Here is a 20,052-nt window from a genome sequence, read left to right as displayed (position 1 = left end):
GCAAGGCCCCCGTTAGACTGTCGCCATGTTGATCATCAGCCGCACCATCACCCTGCCCGAATCCGAACTGGTCGAGCGCTTCCTGCGCGCGGACGGCCCCGGCGGGCAGCATGTGAACCGGACCGAGAGCGCGGTGGAACTGCGTTTCGATGTGCTCAACTCGCCTTCGTTGCCCGACGACATCCGTGCGCGGCTGCTGGCGCGGCGCGATCGCCGGCTGACCGGCGACGGCGTGCTGGTGATCCAGGCACGCCGCTTTCGCGACCAGGCACGCAACCGCGACGACGTGCGCGAACGGCTGGTCGAGATCATCCGCGGCGTGCTGGTGCCACCGAAGAAGCGGGTCGCCACCCGACCCACGCGCGCCTCGAAGGAACGCCGGCTGGTCGGCAAGCAGCAACGCGGCAAGATCAAGCAAACCCGCTCACGCAAACCGGATCTGGAATGAAGGGATATCTCCCCACCCCCGAACAACTGCCCGGATCGATGCCGCATCTGCGCGACGGCTGGCGGCGCCGGGCCTGCCGCGGCGTCCTGCGCCTGTGTGGCTGGAGCCTGGTCGGCGAATTTCCCGACGTGGCCCGGGCCGTGCTGATCGCCGCGCCGCATTCCTCGTGGTGGGACGGCATCTGGGGGCTGCTGATGAAGGTGGGCATCGGCGCCGACGTAAAGTTCATGGGCAAGCAGGAACTGTTCATGGGTCCGCTCGGCGGCCTGCTGCGTCGGCTCGGCGGCATACCGATCGACCGGGGCGCGGCGCGCGGCCTGGTCGAGCAGATGATCGACCAGTACCAGCAGCGCGACGCATTCTGGCTGGGGATCGCGCCCGAAGGCACGCGCAAGCCGGTGCAACGCTGGAAGAGCGGCTTCTGGCGCATCGCCCACGATGCCGGCGTGCCGATCGTGACGGCCAGCTTCAACTATCCGGACCGGACCATCGTGATCGGTCCGCTGTTCCACACCAGCGACGACATGGCCGCGGACATGCTGCGGCTGCGCACGTTCTACGAACGCTTCCGGGGCAAGCACCGCAACGTGTAGGAACACTGGTGGGAGCGACTTCAGTCGAGATGTTCCTGCTCTGGACTTCCCCAAGACCCGCGCATCGCGACTGAAGTCGCTCCCGCGGGCCCTGGCGAACCATTCTCGGACTCAGCGCTGCGAATGGCCGGATTCGTCGTAGTCGCGATGGGTCAGCAGGCCGGGCCGGATCAGGTCGATGAATGCGCGCGCCTCGGCGCTGAGGAACTTGCCCTTGCGCATCACCACGCCGTAACTGCGCTGCGGGAAATACTGCTTCATGTTGCGCACGGCCAGGCGTTCGCCGTCGGCCGCGGTGATGCAGATCCCGGTGACAATCGAGATGCCCATGCCCATCGCCACGTATTCCTTGATCACGTCCCAGCCGCCCACCTCGATCGCCACGTGGTACGGCACCTGGCGCTGCTGGAACACCAGGTCGACCAGCCGGTAGGTGGACAATCGCTGCGGCGGCAGGATCAGTCCGTACGGCGACAGGTCCTCCAGCGTGATCTTTTCCTTCGTCGCCAGGGGATGATCCGGCGGCATGATCAGCATCGGGTCGTAGTGGTTCACCGGCGCCCAGGCGATGTCGTTCGGCACGTCCAGCATCGAGCCGACCGCGAAGTCGGCCTCATCGGCACGCAGCAGCGCCAGCCCGTCCTTGCCGGTGACATTGGCCAGCTGCAGCTGCACGGCAGGAAAGCGCTCGCGATAACGGCGCACCAGCTCGGGCAGCAGGTACTGGATGGTCGAGGTCCCGGCGGCGATGGTCAGCTTGCCGCCCTGCAATCCCTTCACCCGCGCCTGGAAATCGCGATCCAGCGTCTCCCAGCCTTCGATCAGCGGCCGCGCCAGCTCATACAGCGCCTCGCCGGCGTCGGTGAGATTGATGCGGCGGCGCCGACGGTCCATCAGGCTGACGCCGAGCTCCCGCTCCAGCGCCTGCAGCTGCAGGCTGATCGTGGGCTGCGACAGGTACAAGGCCTCCGCGGCGCGGGTCAGCGTCCCCAGCTTCACCACGCTGACAAAGGCCCGCAGCTGCTTGTGACGGTTGCCCTTGTAGTAGTAGCGGCCGCCGCTTTCGCTCGTCGGCGCGCCGCCGCCCGGCTTCTTCGGGGCGGTTCGACGCGCGACTTTCACCGCGTTCAGCGCATCAACGGGCTTTTTCATCGTTCCTGGTCAATAAGTTATCTAGAGTATTGGACATGCTCATAATACTGATTGAAACATTCACTTTGTCAAACAGCGTTCTCAGGCCTAGCTTGGAGCCTCCAACGAAGGCGGAGCGCAGTCATGGCAGTACCCCGGGAACGACTCGATATCGGCGCACTGGAGATCCACGCCGACAGCAGCGGCCATGAAGGCATCCTGACGCCGGCTGCGCTGGGTTTCCTGGCCCAGTTGCACCGTCGCTTCGATGCCACGCGGCAACAGCTGTTGCAGGCCCGGCGCCAGCGCCAGGCCGGCTACGACGCCGGTGGCCTGCCCGATTTCCGCGCCGACACGGCGGCCATCCGGACATCGGACTGGCAGGTCGCCGCGATCCCGGCTGCGTTGCAGGATCGCCGCGTCGAGATCACCGGCCCGGTCGAGCGCAAGATGATCATCAACGCGCTGAACTCGGGCGCCAAGGTGTTCATGGCCGACTTCGAGGACTCCTCGTCGCCCACGTTCGCCAACCAGCTCGATGGCCAGATCAACCTGCGTGACGCGGTTGCCGGCACGCTCGAGTTCCAGTCGGCGGAGGGCAAGAGCTACCGCGTCGGCGACAACCCGGCGGTGCTGGTGGTGCGACCGCGCGGCTGGCATCTCAACGACAAGCACTTCAGCGTGGATGGTGAGCCGATGTCCGGCGCGCTGGTCGACTTCGGCCTGTTCGTGTTCCACAACGCGCGCGCCCTGCACGGCCGCCAGCGCGGTCCGTACTTCTACCTGCCCAAGCTGGAGGCGATGGAAGAGGCGAGTCTGTGGGACGAGGTGATGGCCGCTGCCGAAGACGATCTGCAACTGCCGGTCGGCACGATGAAAGCCACCGTGCTGATCGAGACGCTGCCGGCGGCGTTCCAGATGGACGAGATCCTGCACGCCCTGCGCGGCCGCGTCGTCGGCCTCAACTGCGGTCGCTGGGACTACATCTTCTCCTACCTGAAAACCCTGCGCGGCCACCGCGACCGGCTGCTGCCCGAGCGCGCCCAGGTCGGCATGACCGCGCCGTTCCTGAAGGCCTATTCCGAGCTGCTGATCCAGACCTGCCACCGCCGCGGCGCATTCGCGATGGGCGGCATGGCCGCGCAGATCCCGATCAAGGGCGACCCGGCGGCGAACGAAGCGGCCATGGCCAAGGTCCGCGCCGACAAGCTGCGCGAAGTGCAGGCCGGCCACGACGGCACCTGGGTCGCGCACCCGGCCCTGGTGGCGGTGGCACAGGAGATCTTCGACCAGTACATGCCCACGCCGAACCAGCTCAGCATGCTGCGCCAGGATGTCAGCGTTTCCCGCGAGCAGTTGCTGGCCGCGCCCAGCGGTACGATCAGTCGCGCCGGCTTCGACAACAACGTCGAGGTGTGCCTGCGCTATACCGCCGCCTGGCTGGATGGCCTGGGCTGCGTGCCGATCCATCATCTGATGGAGGATGCCGCCACCGCCGAAATCGCGCGGGCGCAGCTGTGGCAGTGGCTGCATCACGGCGGCCTGGAGTTTTCCGATCATGCGCCGATCGACTTCGCCCTGTTCGACCAGGCACTCGCCGCCCACACCCACCTCCTGCGCGACAGCGAACACCCCGGCGCCGCGCGCGCCGACGCCGCCGCCGCACTGCTGTCGGCACTGACCCACGCCGACACGCTGAGCGACTTCCTCACCCTGCCCGCCTACGACCAGCTCGCCTGAGTGCGCGCCGCATTCCCTTCTCATCTGGAAACCGTCATGAAGAACCACTTGCCCACCGCCGAACAGATCACGCTGGACTGGAAAAACAACGCACGCTGGTCCGGCATCCAGCGCAACTACTCCGCCGAGGACGTGGTGCGCCTGCGCGGCACCGTGGCGATCGAGCACTCGCTGGCCCGTCGCGGTGCCGAGCGGCTGTGGAAATCGCTGCACAAGGAGGACTTCGTCAATGCGCTGGGCGCGCTCACCGGCAACCAGGCCATGCAGCAGGTCAAGGCCGGCCTGCAGGCGATCTACCTGTCCGGCTGGCAGGTGGCCGCCGACGCCAACGTCGCCGGCGAGATGTACCCGGACCAGTCGCTGTACCCGGCCAACTCGGTGCCGCTGGTGGTCAAGAAGATCAACAACACCCTGCTGCGCGCCGACCAGCTGCATCACGCCGAGGGCAATGACGAGACCGACTGGCTGGTGCCGATCGTGGCCGACGCCGAAGCCGGCTTCGGCGGCGTGCTGAATGCGTTCGAGCTGATGAAGGCGATGATCGAGGCCGGCGCCGCCGGCGTGCATTTCGAGGATCAGCTGGCCGCGGCCAAGAAGTGCGGCCACATGGGCGGCAAGGTGCTGGTGCCGACCCGCGAGGCGATCGACAAGTTGAACGCGGCGCGCCTGGCCGCCGACGTCGCCGGCGTGCCGACCCTGCTGATCGCGCGCACCGATGCCGATGCCGCCGACCTGCTCACTTCGGACATCGACGACGTCGACAAGGCATTCACCACCGGCGAGCGCACGGTGGAGGGGTTCTTCCGGGTGCGCCCGGGCCTCGACCAGGCGATCAGCCGCGGCCTTGCCTATGCGCCGTACGCCGACCTGATCTGGTGCGAGACCAGCAAACCGAACCTCGAGGATGCACGCAAGTTCGCCGAGGCGATCCACGCGAAGCATCCCGGCAAGATGCTGGCCTACAACTGCTCGCCCAGTTTCAACTGGAAGAAGAATCTGGACGACGCCACCATCGCGAAATTCCAGATCGAGCTGGCCGCAATGGGCTACAAGTTCCAGTTCATCACGCTGGCCGGCTTCCACAGCCTCAACTACGGCATGTTCGACCTGGCCCATGGCTACGCCCGCCGCCAGATGAGCGCCTTCGTCGAGTTGCAGGAAAAGGAATTCGCCGCCGCCGATCGCGGCTTCACCGCGGTGAAGCATCAGCGTGAGGTCGGCACCGGCTACTTCGATCAGGTGACCCAGGCGATCCAGCAGGGCCAGTCATCGACCACCGCGCTGACCGGCTCGACCGAGGAGGCACAGTTCAAGCAGACCTCGGCGGCGTAACCGCGCGGCACGCGCACAGCAATACCCGGTGCGCGAAACTCTTCGGCCGACCAGCGAAGAGCTTCGCGCACCTCATTGCGTAAGCACATCCAGCCGGGTGTGATCAACGAAAGATCAGGCGCTGGCGGTGTCCGGCATGTCGGCATTCACCACGACCGGCGTGTCCCCGCCGGCATCCACCACCAGCCGGTTGCGGCCATCGTGCTTGGCGCGATACAGCGCGGCGTCGGCATCGGCGAACAGTTGATGGAACGCATAGCCGGAGACGGCACTGTGCGCCAGACCCAGGCTGGCGGAGACCACCACGGTGGTTTCGGGATCGAGCTTCAGCAGGGCGGCGGCGAGGTTGCGGCGAATCCGGGTGGCAATCTCGATGCCCTGTTCGCATGTACAAGCCGGCATCAGGATGCCGAATTCTTCGCCTCCAAGGCGACCGAACAGGTCGGAGTCGCGCAGCTCCCGCCGGCAGATTTCAACCACGCGTCGCAAGGCTTCGTCGCCGGCCGCATGGCCGTAGGTATCGTTGATCCGCTTGAAGTGATCCAGATCCAGCGCGACCAGGCAGGCACCCGCATCGGCCTGGTGCAGACGTTGCAGTATCCGCGCGGCTTCGTTCAAGAAGTGCTGACGATTGAATACCCCGGTCAAGCCGTCATGACGCGCCATCTTCCGGAAGCGCAACTGGGAATGCTTGAGGCGGAACGTCCATAGGCCGATGACGACGACCACCAGCGCCAGCAGCACGATATACAGCCGGCTGGTTTCCTGCGCCTTGCCCGCCAGCGCCTGACGTAACTCGAGAATCCTGTTCTGCTTGTCCAGCGCCTCCAGCTTGAGTTTCTTGTCCACAACCTGCTGCCGGACCATCTGGTAGGCCAGCGCGCGCGTCTTGATGTCGTCCATCGCGGCCTTGTCCTGGCGAACGTACTTCTCGTAATAGGCCAGCGCTGCCCGGTCATGACCGGCACGTTTCTCGATTTGGTAAAGCAGTTCGTAAGCCGTCTGCAGCGGCCAGGTGAAACTCTTCGGGTCGCTTGCTGCCACTGCGGCCAGCGCCGACTGCCTTGCTTCGGCGTCTTTGCCCAGGTTCACATAGGCCTGCGCGAGGCTGACGTGGAGCCCTGCAATATGCGGCTGGAACCCGGTTCGCAATATACCCGGCTCGATCCTTTTCAGCAGGGCAACCGCCTGATCCGCGTGCCCCTCTTCATTCAGTAAATCCGCGCGACTGAGACGCAGCGTGTCGGCGTACACCGTCTGCTTGTCGGCAAGACATATGGCAATCGCCCGACGAAGTCCGGGATCTTGCGAGGAAAGCGTGGTGACGTAGCTTGTCGCATTGATTTTATATGAATAATTCGCGCATCGATTTTCGGGAGATGCCTCTCCAGGGTTCAGCTGTCGCGCGTACTTCAAGGCTCGATCGGACTCTCCCGCCAGGTCAAGCATCTGCACGATCGCGCGCAAAGCCTCGGCACGAGCGTTGCTGTCAGTTGCCCGCGGCAGATCGACCATCAACGTATTGGCCAGCTCGTAGGCCTCTTCATAGTGGTGGTCGCGCGACAGAACATTGATCAACAGGGCCGATGCCCGGGTCACCAGAGCTGATTCGCCCGCATGGTCAATGACGTTGTGCAGGAGCGGCGTGGCCACGGCGAGATTCCCGGAATAGGCTGCCCGCCAAGCCTCCAGATAGCGCAGATGCCATTGCTGCATCGGCGAAAGCAGGCCTTCATCTTCATGCAGTTGCTTCAGGGTACCCAAAAAATGTGGGTACTCAGTCAATTTTTCTTTTTCAGCCCGGGTAAACCAACCCGCCGGAGTGACTGGGTCCGGAATCGCTGCGTGAACGTTGCCCATGACAAGTGCGACAAGCCCTGCTGCAAGGAGAGCTCGTCCTGCAATGGCACTTGGTGCGACGCTTTGCATGAGCGGTTGGCCGCGCTAAAGCTCAGCGAGCCAATGGATGGGACGCGCCTCGATTACTATCACTCTGGCATTCCCGGGACACCATGATCCTTGCCATCGTCCTTGTCGTGATCCTTTCCACCGTCGTTGCCGTCATCATCATGGCAAGGGCCGTGATTCTGGTTCACGTGATTAGGCCCCTTGATGTCCCTGTGGCCAAGCTCCTTTACCAGCGGACCGTCATCACCCGAGATAGCCGCCCGTTTGAGCCCCTCGCTGGCCTGCAATCCACTCAAGGCCTGCGACAGGTCCTCTCCGGACGCGTGACGAAGCGACGCATCTTTACCAATGACTTCCAGCAGCTCGATGGTATTGCTCATGTCACCCCCCGTTTTCGTTGTCGATGAATTACCTGTCACGCCAAGGAAGATCAAGTCATCCCATGGCGAGAGACATTCCTTGCGATGGGGCGAGGCTCCGATGCTCTTCATCACGGGACGCCCCCTGACGTTGGCACTGAGCCTACCACCTGCCCAAGCGGCCTGCGCCGAGCTTCAGCTCGTCTGGCCCGGGGCCTCCCGAGCCCGATCCAGCACCGCCAGTCGCTCCCGTACGACCCGGCTCGGGCGCAGCGCCGAGGCGGGTGGCAGGATCACGGTTTCCTCGGCGCTCACGTCCGTTGCCGGCAGATCGCGCAGGGCCACGCGGCGGACGCGGGGCCGCTGGATCGGCAGGGTCGCGCCACGATAGATGATCACCTCATGATCGAGCGGGTAGTCTTTTTCGAGCACGTCGACCAGTACCTGACGGTATTCGGGCCCGGTGGAGAATCGTTTCAACGAGCGGTCGCCCACCAGCCCCACCTGCCACAGCACCAGATAGGCCCCTGGATTGAGGGGGGTCTCGCAGAACAGCAACTGGCTCGCTTCGTAATGCTGGCAGCCGTAGCGCCCCGGGTCGATGCCGAGGTCGGCATACAGGCAATCCTCGGCGGAGATGCCCGGCTCCATGTGCGCCCGGTAGCCTTCCGCGCGCGCCACCTTGATCACTTCATGCGGCGACCAGGCGAATATGCCGGGATGGCCGTAGAACACGGCACAGACTTTCCTGCCCGCGCGCACCTCGGCCATCATCACCTCGACCCACTCGCGGTAGGTGAGCAGGCGTGACTTGTCGCCCTGGCCGTAATACGGCTGCAGGCTGCGTACGTCCGGGTGCATGCCTTCCAGCCACATTTCCACGATGCCATCGGAGAGCGCGGCGAATACCACGTCCGCCTGTTCGATATGACTGCGCGCCAGCGGGCCGAGATGCGAGCCCAGGGTCATGCCGAGACCGACGCAGGCGATGCTCCCGCGTTGCCTCGCGATTGCTGGTTCAGGCGCCATGTTTGTACTCATCAAGGTATTCCGTGTTGCGACGGTGGACATGTAAAACGCGCAAGGTGTGTCGAGGGCACGTGCCGGTGAACCTCTACGCGACGGTCAGTGGTGCGAAGATCCGGCGGCAAGATCACCCGGCCGGGTCTCCTGCACGCTGCCTGGCGGCACCAGTGCGATCACCGTCCAGCCCGGCCGAGGTTCCAGTTCACGCTTGGATGAGACCACCCGCAGCGCGCCCTTCTCTTCCACGCCGAACAGCAGCACGCTGGTCGAGCCGTATTGCTCGATGAAATGCGGCCAGTCGAACGTGCTGCTGAGCCGGGTCGTCTTGATACGCCAGCCCTGGTGGAGCATCTCGGCGAAGCGCCCGTGGGTCATCTGCTCGTCGAACAACGGCGGCGCCAGCAGATTGCCGGCCAGCGCGGCGCGATCGGTATTTTCCAGCGGGCTCAGGTTGCGCAGGCGATAGACCTTGTCGCGACCGAACTCCTGCCGGTAGTGCACGCAGGCCAGCGAGTTGCGCTCGCGGTGGGTGGACAGCGCCAGCAGACGCCCGATGCCGGTGAGATCCAGATAGCGCTCGGCATGGGGCGAGGCCGGATTGCCGAAGAACGTGTTCAGCCCCTCCATCCGCGCCAGCCGGATGTCATCCCACGAATCGTCGGCCAGCACCACACGGAAACCGGCTTCGGTCAATGCCTTGCCGATCGCCCGGGCCACCCCGTCGGAACCGAAGATCAGCAGCCCGCGCGGCTCCGGCTCGGCCACCTTCAACCACAAGGCCAGCGGCCGGGCGGTGGCGCTCTGCAGGACCACGGTGCCGATGATCAGGATGAACACCAGCGGCACCAGCACGTCGGCACCGGGCACGTGCAGCGCGTCCAGGCGCAAGGCGAACAGTGCCGAGACCGAGGCGGCGACGATGCCGCGCGGCGCCACCCAGCCGATCAGCGCGCGCTCGCGCCAGCTCAGCCCGCTGCCGATGCTGGACAGCGCCACCGTCAACGGCCGCACCAGCAACTGCGCCACCGCGAACAGCGCGATGCCGCCCAGCAACATGCCCGGCGGCAACGGCCAGTGCAGCCGCGCCGCCAGCAGGATGAACAGCACCGACACCAGCACGGTGGTGATGTTCTCCTTGAAATCCATGATGTCGTCGATGTGAACGCCGCGCATGTTGCCCAGCGCGATGCCCATGACGGTGACCGCCAGCAGGCCCGACTCGTGGGTCAGCGTGTTGGAGACGCTGAAGGCCAGCAGCACCGTGGCCAGCACCGCGTAGTTCTGCAGGTATTCGGGGATCATCTGCCGGCGCAGCAGGAACGCCGCCAGCCAGGCTGCCGCCGCTCCGATCAGCATGCCCACGCCCAGCGTGGCCACGAACACGCCGAGCGTGTGACCCTGCTGTCTCGAAACGACCGCTTCGAAGATCAGCACCGCGAACAATGCGCCGAGCGGGTCGATCACGATGCCTTCCCAGCGCAGGGTGTTGGCGATCCGCTCGTTCGGCCGCAACGTGCGCAGCATCGGCGCGATCACCGTCGGCCCGGTCACGCAGCCCAGCGCGCCGAACAACAAGGCGATCGGCCAGCTCAGTCCAGCGATGGCATGCGCGGCCCAGGCCAGCAACAGCAGCGTGGTCACCGCGCCGTAAGTGACCAGCCCACGCACCGCCCTGCCGATCCCGGGCAGCTCGTGGAAGCGCAGGGTCAGGCTGCCCTCGAACAGGATCAACGCCACCGCCAGCGACACCACCGGAAACAGCAGCTCGCCCAGCAGCTGGTCCGGATCGAGCACGCCGCCCACCGGCCCCAGCAGTATCCCCGCCAGCAACAGGAACAGGATCGCCGGAAGCTTGACCCTCCAGGCCAGCCACTGCGCCAGAAAGCCGGTCATCAGCAGGGCGGCCAACATCAGGCCGAGCTCGATAGTCATCAACGTCCCCCAGGCGAGCATCAACCTGCGATCAGAGCATGCACCTCCGCCGGCGTCCAGTCGGTGACGATCGTCCGCGGCATCGGGCCACCGAAGTGGCGTCTACAGCCGCCGATACTGCAGGGCTTCGGCAAGATGCTCACGCTCCAGCAGCGCGGCGCCACCGTCGATATCCGCAATCGTGCGGGCGACCCGCAACACGCGATGGTAGGCACGCGCGGACAGGCCCAGTCGCTCCAGCGCGGATTCGAACCAGCGTCGTTCCGCCGGCCCCAGCGCGCAATCGCGCTCCAGCTCGCGGGTACTGATCTCCGCGTTCGGTCGTCCCGCCCGCATCAGCGACTGCCGCCGCGCCTTGAGCACGCGGATGCGCACCGTGGCGGAATCCTCGTCGCGCTCGCCGCGCGGGGTCCCCAGCTCGGTCAACGGCACCGGCGGCACCTGCACGCAGAGATCGATGCGGTCGAGCAGCGGCCCGGAAATGCGCGATCGGTAGCGCTTGATCTGATCGGGCGTGCATTGGCAGCGCGGGGCGCCGGCGTAGCCGCATGGGCAGGGATTCATCGCGGCCACCAGCTGGAACTGGGCCGGAAAGGTGGTCTGCCGTGCCGCCCGGGAAATCATGATGTGGCCCGATTCCATCGGCTCGCGCAGCACCTCCAGTACGTGCCGGCTGAACTCCGGCAATTCGTCCAGGAACAGCACGCCGTTGTGCGCCAGCGAGATTTCGCCCGGACGCGGATACGAGCCGCCGCCCACCAGCGCCACCGCCGACGCCGTGTGGTGGGGCGAGCGAAAGGGACGCCGCCGCCAGCGCGCGAGGTCGGTGGTCTGGCCCGCCACCGACAACACTGCGCAGGTCTCCAGCGCCTCCGACTCCGACAGCGGCGGCAGAATGCCGGGCAGGCGCTCGGCCAGCATGGTCTTGCCGGTACCCGGCGGCCCCATCAGCAGCAGGTGATGACCGCCCACGGCGGTGATCTCCAGCGCACGACGGGCCTGCAATTGCCCGCGCACGTCACCCAGATCCGGGCCGTCATGGGCACCGCCATCGCTGGGGAGGCCGAGCGGCACCGACAGTTCATGCGCCCCGCGCAGCCAGCCGCAGACCTCGGCCAGCGTATCGGCCACCCGCACATCCACATCCGATACCAGTGCGGCCTCGGCGGCATTTTCGCGCGGCACGACCACGCGCCGACCACGCGCCCGCGCCCGCAGCAAGGCCGGCAGCACACCGGAAACGCTGCGCAGCGCACCGGTCAGGGCAAGCTCGCCGAGAAATTCGCAATCGTCCAGCTTGTCGCGCGGCACCTGCCCGCTGGCAGCGAGGATGCCCAGCGCGATCGGCAGGTCGAAACGGCCACCGTCCTTGGGCAGCTCGGCCGGCGCCAGGTTCACCGTGACACGGCGATTGGGGTATTCGAACGCGGTGTTCTGGATCGCCACCCTTACGCGATCACGCGCTTCGCGCACCGCCGCTTCGGGCAGGCCCACGATATTCGTGCACGGCAGGCCGCCGGAGAGATGCACCTCGACCATCACCTGCGGCGCGGCGATGCCTTCCTGGGCGCGACTGAGGGTAACCGCAAGACTCATGCGACCGCGGGTTGCTGACGCAGGGAAGTGGGTTCGCTGATATGCAAGGACATCAAGCGACTCCATCAGCAGCGCTGGATAAATAACCGCCCCCGATCGTTCTCGGGGTGAGGGTGACGGATCGGAGGCGGCTCCCGGGAGATTGGTTGTCGCTAGCTCCCGCGGGCAGACACGACAGCCTCGAGTTCGGCGACGCGCTGTTCCAATTCGTCGACCTTGGCGCGGGTACGCGCCAGCACCTGAGACTGGACTTCGAATTCTTCGCGGGTGACCAGGTCGAGGCGGCGCAATCCCTGCGCCAGAACATCCTGGAAGTTGGCTCGCAAATCCTGTTGCGCCTGTGCCAACCCTGGCGGTACCAACGACACAAGCCGCAGGGCAATCTGATCGATATCCTGCCTATCCATCATGGACAGCGCCTCGCACTCGTCGAGGTAAATACTAGATGAACGGAAATTGCAGGCGCCATCGGGTTGCTCCGTCAGAAACTGTAGGGATTGTCCTACACCGACGCCGATCAGGCGACAACGCCGGGCCGGGCAGGCAGAATGGCGATTCTGCACGGCCCGTCGTGCCAATGCCTGTCGATTCAAGGAACTCTCCATGAAACTGGTCGTGGCGATCATCAAGCCGTTCAAGCTGGACGATGTACGCGAGGCGCTGGCCGACGTCGGCGTCCAGGGCGTCACCGTCACCGAAGTGAAGGGCTTCGGGCGCCAGAAAGGCCATACCGAGCTGTATCGCGGCGCCGAGTATGTCGTCGATTTCCTACCCAAGATCAAACTGGAAGTGGCGATCGCCGACGACCAGCTCGATCGGGTGGTGGAAGCGATCCAGCACTCTGCGCGCACCGGCAAGATCGGCGACGGCAAGATCTTCGTCAGCACGCTGGAGCAGGTCATCCGTATCCGCACCGGCGAACTGGATCACGACGCGCTCTGAAACGGAGCCCGGCACTCCATCCGGTACCCCGTCGCAGCCCCAATCATCGACTCGTCGGCATCGCCGCGAGGGCTCGCCCCTGCCCGGTGGCTCTCCGACTCACCCACAACGTGTTGGGTTGACCACGCCCCGCCCACCCGATATGTTGTGCCCGTCGGTGCCCGACCAGATGCGACATCGGTCGGGCTTAAAAGGGAATCCGGTGTAACTCCGGAACTGCCCCGCAGCGGTAGAGCGGAAACGAACGTCCCCACACGCACTGGCCCTCGGCGGCTGGGAAGCGGGGACAAGTAGGCGGATCGCAAGATCCATGTCCGCAAGTCCGAAGACCTGCCGGCACATCGGGATGAACGTGCCCGATGCGTAGTGATGGCTTCCGCGGGGAGGCACGTCGCAATGCCGTCGGCCGCCAGGCGTCTGCGTTGTGTGTCGTTCCCGGAATCCATCGCTTCAGGCCCTGCGCGCGGGAGCAGGCGTTTGATGTCCATGCCGGGAGCCACCAGCCATGCAACCCCTCGATACCGCCGAGCGCGAGCGCACCGTCGCGCGCGCCGATCACCGCACCGCCGTTGACGATGCATCGTCAGCGCGCTTGCCCGAAACATCCTTCGCACTGACCCCGCCCCACCACCCCGGCCAGATGCGCGTGACCAAGCGCAACGGCGGCCAGGAGACTGTCGACGTCAACAAGATCGTGCGAGCGGTGACCCGCAGCACGGACGGCCTGCACGCAGTCGATCCGCTGCGCGTGGCGCTGAAGACCATCGGCGGCCTGTACGACGGCGCCACCACGCAGGAGCTGGACCAGCTGTCGATCCGCACCGCTGCCGCGCTGACCGCCGAAGAACCCGAATACGGCCAGCTGGCTGCGCGCCTGCTGGGTGCGTACATCGACAAGGAGGTCAGCGGACAGGAAATCCAGAGCTTCTCGCAGTCGGTCGTACGCGGCGCCGAGCTGGGCATCCTCAACGATCGGCTGCGCGATTTCGTGACGACCAACGCGCGCAAACTGAATGACGCCATCGACCCGCTGGCCGGTCGCCGCTTCGAGTACTTCGGACTGCGCACGGTGTACGACCGCTATCTCCTGCGCCACCCGCAACAGCGCTTCGTGATCGAGACGCCGCAGTATTTCTTCATGCGCATCGCCTGCGCGCTGGGCGGCAACGACATCGCCGAAACGCTGGAGCTGTACCGGCTGCTGTCATCGCTGGAATACCTCGCCAGCTCGCCCACCCTGTTCAACGCCGGCACCTGTCACGAGCAGCTCAGCTCGTGCTACCTGCTCGACTCGCCGCTCGATTCGCTGGAGTCCATCTACGACAAGTACGCGGACGTGGCCAAGCTGAGCAAGTTCGCCGGCGGCATCGGCCTGGCCTACACCCGGGTGCGCTCGCGTGGCTCGCTGATCAAGGGCACGAACGGCCATTCCAACGGCCTGCTGCCGTGGCTGAAGACGCTGGACGCCTCGGTCGCCGCGGTGAACCAGGGCGGCAAGCGCAAGGGCGCGGCCTGCGTGTACCTGGAATCGTGGCATGCCGACATCGAGGACTTCCTCGAGCTGCGCGACAACACCGGCGACGATGCCCGCCGCGCGCACAACCTCAATATCGCCAACTGGATTCCCGACGAATTCATGCGCCGGGTCGAGGGCGACGGCGACTGGTCGCTGTTCGATCCGAAGGTGGTGCCGCAGCTGGTGGACAGCTGGGGCGACAGCTTCGACCAGGCCTACCGCGAAGCGGAGACGAACGGACTGGCCGTGAGGACCGTGAAGGCGCGCGAGCTCTACGCGCGCATGATGCGCACGCTGGCGCAGACCGGCAACGGCTGGATGACGTTCAAGGATCGCTGCAACGCCACCAGCAATCAGACGGCCAAACCCCAGAACGTGATCCATCTGTCCAACCTGTGCACCGAGATCCTCGAAGTCAGCTCGGCCAGCGAAACCGCGGTATGCAACCTCGGATCGGTGAACCTGGCCCGGCACGTGGTCGACGGCGCCTTCGATTTCGGGCAACTCGCCGCCACCGTGCGCACCGCCGTGCGCCAGCTCAACCGGGTGATCGACCTCAACTTCTATCCGATCGAGACCGCGCGCACGGCGAACATGAAGTGGCGCCCGGTCGGACTGGGCGTGATGGGCCTGCAGGACGTGTTCTTCAAGCTGCGCCTGCCGTTCGATTCGGCCGAGGCGCTGGCCTTGTCCAGCCGCATCGCCGAGGAGATCTATTTCCACGCGCTGGGCATGTCGTGCGAACTGGCCGAGACCGAGGGCGCGCATCCGGGTTTCGCCGAAAGCCGCGCGGCCAGCGGTGAACTGCAGTTCGACTACTGGCCCGACGCCGCGCCGCACGACCGCGCCCGCTGGGATGCGCTGCGCGAACGCATCGGCGCCCACGGCCTGCGCAACTCGCTGCTGATCGCGATCGCCCCCACCGCCACGATCGCCTCGATCGCCGGCTGCTACGAATGCATCGAGCCGCAGGTGAGCAACCTGTTCAAGCGCGAGACGCTGTCCGGCGACTTCCTGCAGGTCAACCGCTACCTCGCCGACGAGCTGAAGGCGCTGGGGCTGTGGACGTCCGACATCCGCGATGCGATCAAGCTGGCGGAAGGCTCGATCCAGGGCATCGTCGCGATCCCCGAACGCCTGCGTGCGATCTACCGCACCGTGTGGGAGCTGCCGCAGAAAGCGCTGATCGAACTGGCCGCCGCCCGTGGCGCCTTCATCGACCAGAGCCAGTCGCTGAACCTGTTCATGGAAAACCCGAACATCGGCCAGCTCAGCTCGATGTACATGTACGCGTGGAAGGCCGGCATCAAGACCACGTATTACCTGCGCTCCCGACCGGCGACGAAGATCAGCAAGACCACGGTGTCGGACCAGGCTCAAGCAAGTGCTGCGGTGGTTTGCTCTCTCGAGAACCCCGAGTACTGCGAGGCGTGTCAGTAGAACCCTCTCACCTCAACTTCGTCATCCCAGCGAACGCTGGGATCCAGCGCCGTTGCGTCAAGTGGACCAGAGGCGCTGGGATGACTGTGAGGGTTGATGGACTCAACCGCAAACCTGCAGGTACAGGTCTCGCCAATACGGATTGGACTTCTCTATGAGCTCGATTTTCCACGCACGCCTCCACGCCTTGATCGCCTTCTCGCGGGCGATTGCCGAATTCATGGTCTCGTGCATCTCGAACCAGACCAGGTCATGCACGCAATAACGTTGAGTGAAGCCCTCGACCACGTTGTTCCGATGTTGCCAGATCCGAGCCGGCAGGTTCGATGTGACGCCAGCGTAGAGCGTGCCGTTGCGATGACTGGCAAGGATATAGACGCATGGATTTCTTTCTTGCATGCGACACCATCCACGCGGGTCAGATACCTGGAAACATATCAATGAAGAGCGCGTCATCCCAGCGAACCCTGGAATCCAGAGCCGTTGCCCTACAAGACATTGCGATGAAGACCAAAGTCACTGGATCCCAGCGTTCGCTGGGATGACGGTCAAAACCACAACACCCCACGGCTGTAACACTTTTCGGGAAACCCCATGCATTCACGACCCACTGACAGCACGCACCTGCTCGATCCCGGCTACAACCTCACCCTGCGCCCGATGCGCTATCCCGGTTTCTACGAGATGTATCGCAATGCGATCCGCAATACGTGGACCGTGGAGGAGGTGGATTTCTCGACCGACACCAGCGACCTGGCCGCGAAGATGTCGCCGGCCGACCGCCACCTGATCCAGCGGCTGGTGGCGTTCTTCGCCACCGGCGACACCATCGTCTCGAACAACCTGGTGCTGAACCTGTACCAGCACATCAACGCGCCGGAAGCGCGCATGTATCTGTCGCGCCAGCTGTACGAGGAATCGCTGCACGTGCAGTTCTACCTCACCCTGCTCGACACCTACATTCCCGATCCGGCCGAACGCAACAAGGCCTTCGCCGCGATCGAGAACATTCCCTCGATCCGCGCCAAAGGCGAGTTCTGCTTCAAGTGGATCGACTCGATCCAGCACCTCGCCCGGCTGGATACGCGCGAACAGCGGCGGCAGTTCCTGCTCAACCTGATCTGCTTTGCCGCCTGCATCGAAGGGCTGTTCTTCTACGCCGCGTTCGCCTACGTCTATTTCCTGCGCTCGCGCGGCCTGCTGCATGGCCTGGCAGCCGGCACCAACTGGGTGTTCCGCGACGAGTCGGGCCACATGACGTTCGCGTTCGAGGTGGTGCGCACGGTACGCGAGCAGGAGCCGGAACTGTTCGACGACGGCATGCGCGCCGAGATCGAAGCCATGATGGAAGAGGCGATCGCCTGCGAAACGCTGTTCGCCGAGGACGTGCTCTCCGGCGGCGTCGCCGGCCTGTCGGCAAGGGACATGCGCCAGTACCTCGAATACTGCGCCGACCAGCGCTTTGCCCAGCTCGACATGCCGAGGAAATACGGCGCGAAGAACCCGTTCGACTTCATGGACCTGCAGGACGTGCAGGAAGTCACCAACTTCTTCGAGCGCCGCGTCTCGGCCTACCAGGTCGGCGTGCAGGGCGAAGTGGCGTTCGACATGGCGTTCTGAAATCCGCCGATGCCGACCGACGCGCCGCATCCTTCGGGGAGACAGCGAGGGGCGGCGGGCTGGTCGGGGCGTCCGTCGACGGACATCTTGACTACAGGTGTAGTCATGGCGTAGTTTGACTACACCTGTAGTCAAACGTGATGTCCGCCATGCCCAAGCCGACGATCGGTGATCAGGAGCTCGCGCTCCTGCATTACCTTGCCGAATACCCAAGCGCCTCCGTGGGCGAGGTCGCCAGCGGCTTCGGCGAGCCCCGCGGGCTGGCCCGCTCCACCGTGCTCACGATGATGGAGCGCCTGCGCAGCAAGGGTTACCTGCGGCGGCGCCAGCTCCGGGGCATGTACCGCTACAGCGCCGCCACCGCACCCGGCGAAGCGATGCGCAGCGCCGTGGGCAGCTTTGTCGAGAAGACCCTGAGCGGCTCGGTATCACCCTTCGTGGCGTGGCTGTCGGAGAGCGCCGAGGTCAGCGACAGTGAACTGGCCGAACTGGAAGCGCTGGTCGCGCAACTGCAGACCCGGCGCAGGGAGTCCTGAGATGCAAGCCCTCGATGATCTTGCCAGCATGCTGCTGAGCCGGCTCGGCTGGACCTCCGTGCAGGCGGTCGTGCTGATCGCCCTGGTGGCGTTGCTGATCCGTCTGCTGCCGCGGCTGTCCGCGGCGATGCGCTGCACCTTGTGGTGGCTGGTCGGCCTGCAACTGCTCGTCGGCCTGTGCTGGCATGCACCACTGCAACTGGCGCTGCTGTCGCCGCCCGCGGTCCAGCGGATCAGCGCCGCCGATGCAGTCGCCCCGCTGACCGAACTGGCGCCCGTGCGGGTGCGACCCCCGACGGTCCGGGTGGCACGGTCGGACCACGCATCGATGCCCGCCGCAGCCGAGCCCCGGCGACCCTCACTGCATGGCCGGTTGTTGCTGGCGCTGTTGTGGCTGGCCGGCCTGCTGGCCCAGTTACCGCGCACGATCCGGCAGTGGACGCAGACGCGTACCCTGTTGCGCGAATCGATGCCGCTGACAGACCCGGCGATGCAGGCGCGGTGCACCAGGGAAGCCACCCTGCTGGGGCTGCGCCGCTGTCCGCGGCTGCGTGTGTCACGGACGATCACCTCGCCCCAGGTGATCGGCCTGCGGCAGCCCACCGTCCTGCTGCCCGCCGACCAGGCACTGACCCCCGCGGAGTCGCACCTGGCGCTGGCGCACGAACTGGCCCACCTGCAACGCGGCGATCTCTGGCTCGGCTGGGTTCCGGCAATCGCGCAACGGCTGTTCTTTTTCCACCCGCTGGTGGCGTGGGCGACTCGCGAGTACGCGCTCGCTCGCGAAGCGGCCTGCGATGCACAGGTCCTCGCGCAACCGGGCACCGAGCCGCAGGCCTATGCCCGGCTGTTGCTGCGCCTGGGCGTGGCCCATCCCCTGCACTCCGGCCTGGCCGGGGCGTCTTCGTCGTTCCGTACCCTGAAGAGGCGACTGATCATGTTGCAACGAACCGAAATTTCTCCGCGCCCGGGCCGATCCGGCTGGCTGCTGGTGGTACTGATCGCGTTGGCCGGCACCCTGCCCTATCGGGTGACCGCGGCCGACGCGAGTGATGCGGGAAAGAACGCGCCGGCGAGCAGCGTGCAGACGCCACCGCCCGCACCGCCCGCACCGCCGGCTCCACCCGCGCCGGCGCCAGCGCCCATGCCGCCGCTGCCTCCGTTGCCCGCCGTTGCAAGCCCGCCACCGGTTCCGCCCGCACCACCCGCACCACCGGCGAATAGCGGTGGCTTTTCGGCGCATCACGTCAGCATCGATACCTCGACGAGCGCCCGCGATGGCTTCGCCCTGTTCGACGGCGACTCGATCACCATCACCGGTAACGACAGCGACCTCGCCACCGCGAAGCGGCTGCACCGGACGAACGATCCGATGCTGTGGTTCCGCCGTGGGGACAAGGCCTGGCTGATCCGCGATCCGGCAATGCTCCAGCGCGCACGCGCCATCTACCGGCCGCTCACCGAACTGGCGAGCCAGCAGGGTCGGCTGGCCGGCCGGCAGGGCGAGTTCGCGGGTCGCCAGGCCGGGCTGGCCGCCCGCAGCAGCGCCTTCGCGCAGGAGCAGGCCACGCTGGCGCAACAACAGGCAAGGCTGGCGCAGGAGACGGCCGGCCGCACCGGTGCCGAGCCGGCGCTCGAAGCACGCCGCCGCGCACTGGAGGCGCAGCAAGCCGAGCTGGACCGCCGCCAGGACGTCGTGCAGAAAGCGCTGGATGAACAGCAGCGGGCGCTGGAGCAGAAGCAGGCCACGCTCGATCGCCAGCAGGCCGCCATGGACAAGCGTCAGCAGGAGGTGGAAGCCCGGGCCGAGCGCGAGATCCGGAAGCTGCTCGACGAGGCGCTGGCCAAGGGTGTGGCGCAGTCCGTGAGCGCCCACTGACTGGAGCCGGCGCCCTCGCCGGACACCGTCCGGCGAGGGCGCCGTTTCAAGCGG

The 20,052-nt window shown here is 65.8% G+C and carries 17 protein-coding genes and 1 riboswitch; of the genes, 9 read left to right on the top strand and 8 right to left on the bottom strand.

The genetic code is table 11. The features are described from left to right. The first annotated feature begins 25 nt into the window (after positions 1 to 25). Together arfB and ACFPPA_RS01110 are read left to right on the top strand one after the other, a co-directional pair. The gene (gene arfB, locus ACFPPA_RS01115) at positions 26 to 448 is read left to right on the top strand and encodes an alternative ribosome rescue aminoacyl-tRNA hydrolase ArfB (RefSeq protein ID WP_377316428.1); all 423 of its coding nucleotides are present in this window, start codon (positions 26 to 28) and stop codon (positions 446 to 448) included. Continuing rightward, positions 445 to 1,041, top strand: a complete 597-nt coding sequence (locus ACFPPA_RS01110; RefSeq protein WP_377316426.1) for a 1-acyl-sn-glycerol-3-phosphate acyltransferase — start codon at positions 445 to 447, stop codon at positions 1,039 to 1,041. Before arfB ends, ACFPPA_RS01110 begins: the two co-directional genes overlap by 4 nt. A gap of 111 nt (positions 1,042 to 1,152) precedes the next feature. On the opposite strand, the gene ACFPPA_RS01105 is transcribed toward ACFPPA_RS01110, so the two are convergent. Further along, complete coding sequence (locus ACFPPA_RS01105) at positions 1,153 to 2,193, bottom strand: LysR family transcriptional regulator (RefSeq protein ID WP_377316424.1); 1,041 nt, start codon at positions 2,191 to 2,193, stop codon at positions 1,153 to 1,155. 123 nt (positions 2,194 to 2,316) lie between these two features. Here ACFPPA_RS01105 and aceB point away from each other — a divergent pair, with 123 nt between their 5' ends. Both aceB and aceA read left to right on the top strand, forming a co-directional pair. Further along, positions 2,317 to 3,912: a malate synthase A gene (gene aceB, locus ACFPPA_RS01100; RefSeq protein ID WP_377316422.1), complete on the top strand. Its 1,596-nt coding sequence runs from the start codon at positions 2,317 to 2,319 to the stop codon at positions 3,910 to 3,912. Between the two features lie 36 nt (positions 3,913 to 3,948). Continuing rightward, the gene (aceA, locus tag ACFPPA_RS01095; protein ID WP_377316420.1) at positions 3,949 to 5,244 is read left to right on the top strand and encodes an isocitrate lyase; all 1,296 of its coding nucleotides are present in this window, start codon (positions 3,949 to 3,951) and stop codon (positions 5,242 to 5,244) included. Positions 5,245 to 5,358: 114 nt separating this feature from the next. Here aceA and ACFPPA_RS01090 read toward each other — a convergent pair whose 3' ends face one another. From ACFPPA_RS01090 to ACFPPA_RS01065, 6 genes are all read right to left on the bottom strand, one after another. Then, positions 5,359 to 7,104 carry a sensor domain-containing diguanylate cyclase gene (locus ACFPPA_RS01090; protein WP_377316418.1) on the bottom strand — a complete coding sequence of 582 codons (1,746 nt, stop codon included), beginning with the start codon at positions 7,102 to 7,104 and terminating at the stop codon, positions 5,359 to 5,361. Between the two features lie 128 nt (positions 7,105 to 7,232). Beyond that, a complete protein-coding gene (locus ACFPPA_RS01085) occupies positions 7,233 to 7,532 on the bottom strand; it encodes a hypothetical protein (protein WP_377316416.1) in 300 nt (99 codons plus the stop codon). Between the two features lie 174 nt (positions 7,533 to 7,706). Beyond that, complete coding sequence (locus ACFPPA_RS01080) at positions 7,707 to 8,540, bottom strand: SAM-dependent methyltransferase (RefSeq protein ID WP_377316414.1); 834 nt, start codon at positions 8,538 to 8,540, stop codon at positions 7,707 to 7,709. Between the two features lie 96 nt (positions 8,541 to 8,636). Further along, on the bottom strand, positions 8,637 to 10,469 hold the full coding sequence (locus ACFPPA_RS01075; protein WP_377316412.1) for a cation:proton antiporter: 1,833 nt from the start codon (positions 10,467 to 10,469) through the stop codon (positions 8,637 to 8,639). Positions 10,470 to 10,571: 102 nt separating this feature from the next. Continuing rightward, positions 10,572 to 12,065: a YifB family Mg chelatase-like AAA ATPase gene (locus tag ACFPPA_RS01070; RefSeq protein ID WP_377316410.1), complete on the bottom strand. Its 1,494-nt coding sequence runs from the start codon at positions 12,063 to 12,065 to the stop codon at positions 10,572 to 10,574. A gap of 152 nt (positions 12,066 to 12,217) precedes the next feature. Further along, positions 12,218 to 12,475: an accessory factor UbiK family protein gene (locus ACFPPA_RS01065; protein WP_377319416.1), complete on the bottom strand. Its 258-nt coding sequence runs from the start codon at positions 12,473 to 12,475 to the stop codon at positions 12,218 to 12,220. A 193-nt stretch (positions 12,476 to 12,668) separates the two neighbouring features. Between ACFPPA_RS01065 and glnK the strand changes: the two genes are divergently transcribed. After that, the gene (glnK, locus tag ACFPPA_RS01060) at positions 12,669 to 13,007 is read left to right on the top strand and encodes a P-II family nitrogen regulator (RefSeq protein WP_377316408.1); all 339 of its coding nucleotides are present in this window, start codon (positions 12,669 to 12,671) and stop codon (positions 13,005 to 13,007) included. Positions 13,008 to 13,145: 138 nt separating this feature from the next. Further along, positions 13,146 to 13,359: riboswitch (cobalamin riboswitch) on the top strand. Positions 13,360 to 13,647: 288 nt separating this feature from the next. Beyond that, complete coding sequence (locus ACFPPA_RS01055) at positions 13,648 to 15,963, top strand: ribonucleoside-diphosphate reductase subunit alpha (RefSeq protein WP_377319415.1); 2,316 nt, start codon at positions 13,648 to 13,650, stop codon at positions 15,961 to 15,963. 102 nt (positions 15,964 to 16,065) lie between these two features. On the opposite strand, the gene ACFPPA_RS01050 is transcribed toward ACFPPA_RS01055, so the two are convergent. Beyond that, positions 16,066 to 16,362: a GIY-YIG nuclease family protein gene (locus tag ACFPPA_RS01050; protein ID WP_377316406.1), complete on the bottom strand. Its 297-nt coding sequence runs from the start codon at positions 16,360 to 16,362 to the stop codon at positions 16,066 to 16,068. A gap of 195 nt (positions 16,363 to 16,557) precedes the next feature. On the opposite strand from ACFPPA_RS01050, the gene ACFPPA_RS01045 reads away from it, so the two are divergent. The 3 genes from ACFPPA_RS01045 to ACFPPA_RS01035 all read left to right on the top strand — a co-directional run bounded on the left by ACFPPA_RS01045 (position 16,558) and on the right by ACFPPA_RS01035 (position 19,998). Continuing rightward, on the top strand, positions 16,558 to 17,583 hold the full coding sequence (locus ACFPPA_RS01045; RefSeq protein WP_377316404.1) for a ribonucleotide-diphosphate reductase subunit beta: 1,026 nt from the start codon (positions 16,558 to 16,560) through the stop codon (positions 17,581 to 17,583). Between the two features lie 149 nt (positions 17,584 to 17,732). Continuing rightward, positions 17,733 to 18,119 (top strand): BlaI/MecI/CopY family transcriptional regulator, encoded by a 387-nt coding sequence (locus ACFPPA_RS01040; protein WP_377316402.1) that lies wholly within the window; start codon positions 17,733 to 17,735, stop codon positions 18,117 to 18,119. 1 nt (position 18,120) lies between these two features. Next, complete coding sequence (locus ACFPPA_RS01035) at positions 18,121 to 19,998, top strand: M56 family metallopeptidase (RefSeq protein ID WP_377316400.1); 1,878 nt, start codon at positions 18,121 to 18,123, stop codon at positions 19,996 to 19,998. Positions 19,999 to 20,052 lie beyond the last annotated feature (54 nt).

This window comes from Rhodanobacter ginsengisoli (assembly GCF_042657065.1).
In the GTDB taxonomy this organism is placed as follows: Bacteria; Pseudomonadota; Gammaproteobacteria; order Xanthomonadales; family Rhodanobacteraceae; genus Rhodanobacter; species Rhodanobacter ginsengisoli.
The sequence above is the reverse complement of the archived record's forward strand: the minus strand, read 5'-3'. Positions and strand labels throughout refer to the sequence as shown.